Source organism: Aquitalea sp. ASV11 (genome assembly GCF_016429185.1).
Classification (GTDB): Bacteria; Pseudomonadota; Gammaproteobacteria; order Burkholderiales; family Chromobacteriaceae; genus Aquitalea; species Aquitalea pelogenes.
Map to the genome: position 1 here is coordinate 24,386 of NZ_JAELUD010000048.1, position 8,656 is coordinate 33,041.

Here is an 8,656-nt window from a genome sequence, read left to right on the forward strand (position 1 = left end):
CTCTGGCCGCTATAATGGCCCGATTGAATTTGCGACGGACTGCCCAAGCTGCCCTGCCAGGCGGGGACTTGGGCAGTCCGCCATTTTGTTTTCAGCCTTTCCAGACTAAAGATCGCCATGCAAGAAACCTACAGCCCGCGCGAAGTCGAAGCCGCAGCGCAACAAAAATGGCAGCGCACTGCCGCCTTCAAGGCCGTCGAAGACGCCAGCCGCCCCAAGTACTACGCCTTGTCGATGTTCCCCTATCCGTCCGGCAAGCTGCACATGGGCCATGTGCGCAACTACACCATTACCGACGTGCTGGCCCGCTTCAAGCGCCTGCAAGGCTTCAACGTACTGCAACCGATGGGCTGGGACGCCTTCGGTCTGCCGGCCGAAAACGCCGCCATGAAAAACGGTGGCGCTCCGGCGGCCTGGACCTACGCCAACATCGAATACATGAAGACCCAGCTGGACAGCCTGGGCTTTGCCCTGGACTGGGAGCGCGAGCTGGCCACCTGCAAGCCCGACTACTACCGCTGGGAGCAGTGGCTGTTTACCCGCCTGTTTGAAAAAGGCGTGATCTACAAGAAAAACGGCGTGGTGAACTGGGACCCGGTGGACCAGACCGTACTGGCCAACGAACAAGTGGTGGATGGCCGTGGCTGGCGCTCCGGTGCCGTGGTGGAAAAGCGCGAAATCCCGATGTATTACTTCGCCATCACCAAGTACGCCGACGAACTGCTCACCAGCCTGGACACGCTGGATGGCTGGCCGGAACAGGTCAAGACCATGCAGAAGAACTGGATCGGCAAGAGCCACGGTTCTGACGTGGTGTTTGCCTACGACCAGGACAGCATCGGCCATGGCGGCGAACTGAAGGTGTACACCACCCGTCCGGACACCCTGATGGGCGCAACTTACGTTGCCGTGGCGGCAGAACACCCGCTGGCCACCCAGGCTGCGGCCCATAATCCGGCGCTGCAGGCTTTCATTGCCGAATGCAAGGCAGGTTCCGTGGCCGAGGCCGACGTGGCCAAGATGGAAAAGAAGGGCATGGATACCGGCCTGTTCGTCATCCATCCGCTCACCGGTGCCAAGCTGCCGGTGTGGGTAGCCAACTACGTGCTGTGGGGTTATGGCGAAGGCGCGGTGATGGCCGTGCCGGCACATGACGAGCGCGACTTCGAATTCGCCAACAAATACAGCCTGCCGCTGCTGCAAGTGTATGCCAAGGTGGCTGGCGACAATGATTTCGATGCCAGCAACTGGCAGGACTGGTATGCCGCCAAGGACGACAGCGTACGCACCGTCAACAGCGGCAAGTACGACGGCAAGTCCTTCAGCGAAGCCTTTGATGCCATCGTCGGTGATCTGGAAGCCAAAGCCGCCGGTCAGAAGAAAACCCAGTACCGCCTGCGCGACTGGGGTATCTCCCGTCAGCGTTACTGGGGCTGCCCGATTCCCATCATCCACTGCCCGACTTGTGGCGACGTGCCGGTGCCGGAAAAAGACCTGCCGGTAGTGCTGCCGGAAAACGTGATTCCGGATGGTGCCGGTTCGCCGCTGGCCAAGATGCCGGAATTCTACGAAACCAGCTGCCCCAAGTGTGGCGGTGCCGCCAAGCGCGAAACCGATACCATGGATACCTTCGTGGAATCCAGCTGGTACTACGCCCGTTATGCCAGCCCCAAGTGCGACACCGCCATGCTGGACAAGGCAGCTGCCGACTACTGGCTGCAAGTGGACCAATACGTGGGTGGTATCGAACACGCCATCCTGCACCTGTTGTACGCACGTTTCTTCCACAAGCTGATGCGTGACGAAGGCCTGGTCTCCAGCGACGAGCCGTTCAAGAGCCTGCTGACCCAGGGCATGGTGATCTGTGAAACCTTCTACCGCGAGCTGCCCAACGGCAGCAAGGACTGGATTGCCCCGCAAGACGTGGTGCTGGAACGTGATGCCAAGGGCAAGATCACCGGTGCCACCCACCGCGTGGATGGCCGGCCGGTGGTGGTGGGCGGCGTGGAGAAAATGTCCAAGTCCAAGAACAATGGCGTGGACCCGCAGGAATTCATCGAGAAATACGGTGCCGATACCGCGCGCCTGTTCATGATGTTTGCCGCTCCGCCGGAACAAAGCCTGGAATGGTCTGATGCCGGTGTGGAAGGTGCCTTCCGCTTCCTCAAGCGCCTGTGGAAACTGGCCAAGGAACATGCCGACGCGGGTGTGGTGGCCGCTTATGCCGGTGGCGATCTGAATGCCAGCCAGAAGGAACTGCGCTTCAAGTTGCACAGCACCATCCAGAAAGTGGCTGACGACTATGGCCGTCGCCAGCAGTTCAACACCGCCATTGCCGCGGTGATGGAGCTGCTGAACACCTACGACAAGACCGACCGCAGCGATGCCGCCGGCCGTGCCGTGGCACAGGAAGTGCTGGAAAGCGTCACCCTGCTGCTGTCGCCCATCGTGCCGCACATCACTGACGCCATCTGGTCGGTGTTGCAGCCGGGCAGCGAGCTGCTGGCACAAGCCTGGCCTAAGGTAGACGAGGCTGCGCTGGTGAAGAGCGAGATCGAAATGATGGTGCAGGTGGCTGGCAAGCTGCGTGGCAGCATCACCGTGGCTGCCGATGCCGCCAAGGATGTGATCGAAGCCGCTGCACTGGCGCACGAAAACGTACAGAAGTTCATGGAAGGCAAACCGGCCAAGAAGATCATCGTGGTGCCGGGCCGTCTGGTGAACATCGTCGTGTAAACCCCGGTCCGCCCTTGACGGGGCGGGCCAGCAATCCTGCCGGTCAGCTTTTCCTCCCCCTTCCCGTGGGGCAGGGCCTGACCGGCTCCTGTTACGGAGAACAGGCATGAAGCGAATCCTGCGCGGACTGGTCCTGACCAGCCTGGTGTTCCTGCTTGGCGCTTGCAGTTTTCATCTGAAGGGCATGGGCGGCAATGTCCGTCCGCTGCCGTTTGGCAGTGTGTATGTGGATGAGGGCAGCAGCAAGCTGGGTGGCGTGCTGCGCGAAACCCTGGCCCATAACGACAAGCTGATTGTTCTTTCGGCACCGAAGCAGGCCGAGGCAGTGGTCAGCGTGGTGAGTGAAAGCCAGTCCAAGGACGTTTCCACCATCAATAGCGGTGGCAAGGTCAACGAGTACCAGCTGAGCTACAGCGCGACGGTGCGTACCGTGATTGGCGGCATACCCGTCGAGCCGGACATGAACCTGACCGTGCGCCGTTACATGAATTATTCCGACAGCGACGTGCTGGGCAAGGAGCAGGAAGAAAACCTGCTGTGGAACGACATGCGTCACGACGCCGCCGAGCAGCTGGCCCGTCGCCTGTCCTATCTCAAGCGTCCGGGCGCACAAGGCCAGTCCGGCCCGCAAAGCCTGAAGCCAGTCAATGCCCAGCCTAAGCCCTGATGCACTGGCAGCGGTGCTGGACAAGGGTCTGGCGCCGCTTTATCTGATTCATGGTGAAGAAACCCTGCTGGCGCTGGAAGCTTCCGACAGCCTGCGCCAGCATGCCCGTGACCAGGGTTATCTGGAACGGGAAGTGCTCACCGTGGAAGCAGGTTTTGACTGGTCGCAATTGCGGGATGCCATGAGCAGCGTGTCGCTGTTTGCCAGTCTCAAATTGCTGGAAATCCGCATCCCTGGTGGCAAGCCGGGTACCGAAGGCGGCGAGGCGCTGCAACAACTGGCCGCCAATCCTCCGCAAGACACCATCACGCTGATTACCATGCCAAAGCTGGAAAAGACCCAGCTGCAATCCAAATGGTATCTGGCGCTGGAAAAAGCCGCCGTGGTGGTGGAAGCCAAACCGGTCGGGCGGCATGAGCTTGCCGGCTGGATTGCGCGTCGTCTGAAACGCCAGCAACAGCATCTGTCCCCGGAGGCGCTCAGTTTTTTTGCCGACCGGGTGGAAGGCAATCTGCTGGCGGCACGGCAAGAAGTGGACAAGCTGGCATTGCTGTATCCGGCTGGCGAACTGAGCCTTGAGCAATTGCGCGAAGCGGTGGCCAATGTCGCCCGCTTCGATGTGTTTCATTTGTCCGAAGCCTGGCTGTCCGGCGATGCCGCACGGGTAGAGCGCATGCTGGAAGGTTTGCTGGCCGAAGGCGAATCGCCGGTGCTGGTGTTGTGGTCGTTCACCGAAGATGTACGCATGCTGCTGCGCTTGCGGCAGGGCTTGAAGGACGGGCGTCAGCTGCGCGATCTGGCGCGCGAGCTGCGTCTGTGGGGTGACAAGCAAAGGCTGGCGGAACCGGCCTTGCGTCGCATCGGTCCACGCAAGCTGATGACGGCTCTGACCGAATGTGCGCGCATAGACCAGCAAATCAAGGGGGTGGCCAATGGTGACCCCTGGCATGCCCTGCGAGGTCTGGCCATGTTATTGGCCGCCTGATGCAAAAAAAATACAGTCATTTGAAAACGGTCAGCGCAAGCTGGCCGTTTTTTTTTCAACTGACATTGTCTTTGATCGGTTTTGTTTAAATTTCTTTTAAGTAAGTATTGAGATTGAACAAGCCCTGCCCTATGATAAGGATAAGTTAATACATTTTAAACAAAATAACATAAAGAATAGGGCATGATGCAAGACGAGGGAGTTCTCAGCGTGGCTGTTGCAGGCGAACACCGTACCCGCAGCAAAATTGTTTTGGTTGAAATCATCCATCAGACCCTGGATGTCCTGTTGACGGCAGAGGATGCACGGCTGGTGCATTGGGATGGCCGTATCCTGCGGGTTCACAAACTGACATCGCGCAAGGCCAATCAGATTCTGCATGCGCCGGATGCCTATCCCGGGTTCCTGGGGGTGTTTGATCACCGTGCCCGCTATCGGGACCTGGCCGAGCCACTGAGCGAGATTGTGGGCGTGCAGCTGTGAGACCACAGCGCCTGCAGCGCGCATGGCGATAAAAAAGACCTGCGATTGCAGGTCTTGCGAGAGGGATGGCCGGAACGGGTTGTCCTGCCCAGGTTTTGTTTTATAGTGCCGACGCCTGTGCATTGCTCAGTGCAGCAGGCAGCGGCAGTTTCTTGCTGCGCAGGATGCTGCCGGGCAGGCTGTCACGGAGGCCGGTGCCACTGCGCGTGCGGTAAGACGCCAGCACCTTGGCAACGTAATCGCGCGTCTCTTCATAAGGTGGAATGGTATTGCGGTATTTCTGCACCGCCCCTTCGCCGGCATTGTAGGCGGCAATCACCAGCGGCAGGTCGTTGTTGAACTGGCTCAGCAGAAAACGCAGATAGCGCGCACCGGCACGCAGGTTTTGCCGCGGGTCTTCCAGACGGCTGACGCCAAAGCGCTCACCGGTGGCCGGAATCACCTGCATCAGGCCAATGGCACCCTTGGGCGACACCGCCTGCGGGTTGTAGCCAGATTCCACAGTGACGATGGAGTGCAGCAGATTGGCATCCAGCTTGAATTCGCGCGCGGTCTGGTCGATCAGCGTCTTGTACTGGGCTGCCAGGTGCGGGTTGACCACCGGGGCCGGTACGGTTTTGAGGCCGTCCACCCTCGGGGCAGGCGGGCGGTTGTCGCCGCTTAGCGTTGCGCCAAGGCCCGGTGTGGTGGCATCGTCCAGCGCAGCATTGGCGCTGCTGCCGGATAGCTGGCTTTTCTGATAGAGCTGATAGCGCTCGTCCACCTGCCGGTTGGCAAGGTGAACCTGGCCTTGTTCGTCGACAAAACCGTAAAGATCGGCATGTACGCTGCTGGCAGCAAGACAGGCCAGCAAGGCCAGAAGCCCGTTCAAAAAGCGCAATTTTTTCAAGATCAGCCAGTAAGAATTGGTAAAGTGAGCGCTATTGTACTGATTTTTCTATGCTATTTGGCAAGCAAGAATTGCTGAAGACATTTTAAAGCAGTTTTCGACGAGAGGATGAAAGATGAGCCTGTTTGATCAGTTGGGTGGTTTGCTGGGTGGTCAGAGCAATGATATGGCGGGTGCTGTTGCCGGCTTGCTGGAGCAGCACGGCGGGCTCTCCGGCTTGCTGGAGAAGTTCAATAGTGGCGGCATGGGCGAGCTGGTGTCCTCCTGGGTGGGGAGTGGCAGCAATCTGCCGGTATCGGCCGAACAGATCCAGCAATTGCTGGGCAATGAGCAGTTGGGCGCGCTGGCGCAGAAGTTTGGCCTGGACCCGCAACAGCTCAGCCAGGGCTTGGCTGATTACCTGCCGCAGGCCGTGGACAAGCTGACGCCGGATGGCCAGTTGCCGCAAGGTGGTGATCTGCTGTCGCAGGGGCTGGGCATGTTGCAGGGCTTTTTCAACAAATCCTGAACAAACCGCCGCGTCATCTCCCGCAAGCCGCCTTTCAGGGCGGCTTTTTGCTGTGCTGGCCGTGGTATGACGACAACAATTCAGCCATTTCTGAATTAAAGATTCCGGTTTCTGGCGCAATGACAGCGCTTGCTGGATTCAAGGTAATAGGAAATTTCTATTTTTAACATTTAAACAATCAAGTGGATCAATTGGTGCGGCATGCTTAAGATGCACCCATCGAATGCAAACGCAGCCAAAACTGCACTTTCTTATTTCACCGACTGGAGAAAAACATGTCCGTATCGCTGATCAATACCGAAGTCAAACCGTTCAAGGCAACCGCTTTTCACAATGGCAAATTCGTTGATGTCAGCGATGCCGACCTGAAAGGCAAGTGGTCTGTCGTGTTCTTCTACCCGGCTGACTTCACCTTCGTCTGCCCGACCGAACTGGGCGACCTGGCTGACAACTACGCTGAATTCTCCAAGCTGGGCGTGGAAATCTACTCCGTTTCCACCGACACCCACTTCACCCACAAAGCCTGGCACGACAGCTCGGAAACCATCGGCAAGATCAACTACCCGATGATTGGCGACCCGACCGGCATCATCAGCCGCAACTTCGGCGTGATGATTGAAGAAGCCGGCCTGGCCGAACGCGGTACTTTCGTGATCGACCCGCAAGGCAAGATCCAGATCATCGAAATCAACGCCGGTGGCATCGGCCGTGACGCTGCCGAACTGCTGCGCAAGGTAAAGGCTGCCCAGTACGTGGCCAGCCACCCGGGTGAAGTATGCCCGGCCAAGTGGAAAGAAGGCGAAGCTACCCTGGCTCCGTCGCTGGATCTGGTTGGCAAGATCTAAACCACACCCTGGTGCTGCAGCGCAGGCCTGCGCTGCGGCCCGCCGGGGCGGTCGTCTCCTGATCGCCCCCACCCCTACCACCCGATTGCAGCGGCAAGCTGTTGGCAGCGCATGAGCTTGCCAGTGCAATTGCCTGAGGATATTCCCATGCTCGACACCACCATCAAGACCCAACTGACCGCCTACCTGGAAAAACTGCAGCAGCCGATCGAACTGATTGCCAGCCTGGATGACAGCGCCAAGGCGCAGGAAATGTTCAGCCTGTTGCAAGACATCGCCAGCCTGTCGCCCAAGGTAACGCTGAACAGCAATGGCCAGGCCGCGCGCCGCCCGTCTTTTGCCATTGCCCGTCCGGGTGAAGCTGGCCGTATCGAGTTTGCCGGTATCCCGATGGGGCACGAATTCACATCGCTGGTGCTGGCCCTGCTGCAGACCGGTGGCCATCCGCCCAAGGTGGACGAGGACACCATCGCCCAGATTCGTGGCCTGCAAGGCAGCTACCAGTTTGAAGTGTTTGTCTCGCTCAGCTGCCACAACTGCCCGGACGTGGTGCAGGCCGTCAACCTGATGGCGGTGCTCAACCCCAATGTGCGTAGCGTGATGATTGATGGCGGTGTGTTCCAGCAGGAAGTCACCGACCGCCAGATCATGGGCGTACCGGCCATTTATCTGAATGGCGAACAGTTTGGCAGTGGCCGCATGGGCCTGGAAGAAATCATCGCCAAGCTGGATACCGGTGCCGTGGCACGTGAAGCAGAGAAGATTGCCGCCAAGGAAGCATTCGACGTGCTGATCGTCGGCGGTGGCCCGGCCGGTGCTGCTGCTGCCATCTATGCGGCGCGCAAGGGCATCCGTACCGGTGTGGTGGCCGAGCGTTTCGGCGGCCAGGTGCTGGATACGCTGGCGATTGAAAACTTCATCTCGGTGCAGGAAACCGAAGGGCCGAAGCTGGCGATGGCGCTGGAGCAGCACGTCAAATCCTACGATGTGGACGTGATGAACCTGCAACGCGCTGCTGCGCTCAAGCCGGCGCAAAACGGCCAGCTGGCCGAGGTGACGCTGGAAAGCGGTGCCGTACTCAAGAGCAAGGCGGTGATTGTGGCCACCGGTGCGCGCTGGCGCGAAATGAATGTGCCGGGCGAAGCCGAATACCGCGCCAAGGGTGTGGCTTACTGCCCGCACTGCGATGGTCCGTTGTTCAAGGGCAAGCGTGTGGCGGTGATTGGCGGCGGTAACTCTGGCGTGGAAGCCGCCATCGACCTGGCCGGCATTGTCACCCATGTCACCCTGCTGGAGTTCGGTGACAGCCTGCGCGCCGATGCGGTGTTGCAGAAGAAACTGCACAGCCTGCCCAATGTGCGCGTCATCACCAATGCCCAGACCACCGAAGTGACCGGCGATGGCCAGAAGGTGAACGGCCTGAGCTATCAGGAGCGCATTACCGGGGAAACCCACCATGTGGCGCTGGAAGGCATTTTTGTGCAGATCGGCCTGCTGCCCAATACCGACTGGCTGAAAGGCAGCGTTGCCCTGTCGCCGCGCG

At 59.4% G+C, this 8,656-nt stretch carries 8 protein-coding genes; 7 read left to right on the plus strand and 1 reads right to left on the minus strand.

Translation table 11 applies throughout. The features are described 5' to 3' along the window. Positions 1-117: 117 nt before the first annotated feature. From leuS to JHD62_RS14845, 4 genes are all read left to right on the plus strand, one after another. Positions 118-2,736 (plus strand): leucine--tRNA ligase, encoded by a 2,619-nt coding sequence (gene leuS, locus JHD62_RS14830; RefSeq protein ID WP_199103592.1) that lies wholly within the window; start codon positions 118-120, stop codon positions 2,734-2,736. Positions 2,737-2,842: 106 nt separating this feature from the next. Further along, complete coding sequence (gene lptE, locus JHD62_RS14835; protein ID WP_199103593.1) at positions 2,843-3,403, plus strand: LPS assembly lipoprotein LptE; 561 nt, start codon at positions 2,843-2,845, stop codon at positions 3,401-3,403. Next, entirely contained in the window at positions 3,384-4,388 is a 1,005-nt protein-coding gene (gene holA / locus JHD62_RS14840) for a DNA polymerase III subunit delta (protein ID WP_045845830.1), read from the plus strand. The genes lptE and holA overlap by 20 nt, the downstream gene beginning before the upstream one ends. A gap of 183 nt (positions 4,389-4,571) precedes the next feature. Continuing rightward, positions 4,572-4,871 (plus strand): hypothetical protein, encoded by a 300-nt coding sequence (locus JHD62_RS14845; protein ID WP_231588823.1) that lies wholly within the window; start codon positions 4,572-4,574, stop codon positions 4,869-4,871. 100 nt (positions 4,872-4,971) lie between these two features. Here the strand turns inward: JHD62_RS14845 and JHD62_RS14850 are convergent, their stop codons facing one another. Beyond that, a complete protein-coding gene (locus tag JHD62_RS14850) occupies positions 4,972-5,742 on the minus strand; it encodes a lytic transglycosylase domain-containing protein (RefSeq protein WP_233160972.1) in 771 nt (256 codons plus the stop codon). Positions 5,743-5,875: 133 nt separating this feature from the next. Here JHD62_RS14850 and JHD62_RS14855 point away from each other — a divergent pair, with 133 nt between their 5' ends. The 3 genes from JHD62_RS14855 to ahpF form a co-directional block, all read left to right on the plus strand. Next, positions 5,876-6,268, plus strand: coding sequence for a YidB family protein (locus JHD62_RS14855; protein WP_199103594.1), 393 nt, complete (start codon positions 5,876-5,878; stop codon positions 6,266-6,268). A 275-nt stretch (positions 6,269-6,543) separates the two neighbouring features. Beyond that, positions 6,544-7,113, plus strand: coding sequence for an alkyl hydroperoxide reductase subunit C (ahpC, locus tag JHD62_RS14860; protein ID WP_178971818.1), 570 nt, complete (start codon positions 6,544-6,546; stop codon positions 7,111-7,113). 147 nt (positions 7,114-7,260) lie between these two features. Beyond that, positions 7,261-8,656 (plus strand): alkyl hydroperoxide reductase subunit F (gene ahpF / locus JHD62_RS14865; protein WP_199103595.1); only part of this gene is annotated, 1,396 nt, incomplete at its 3' end.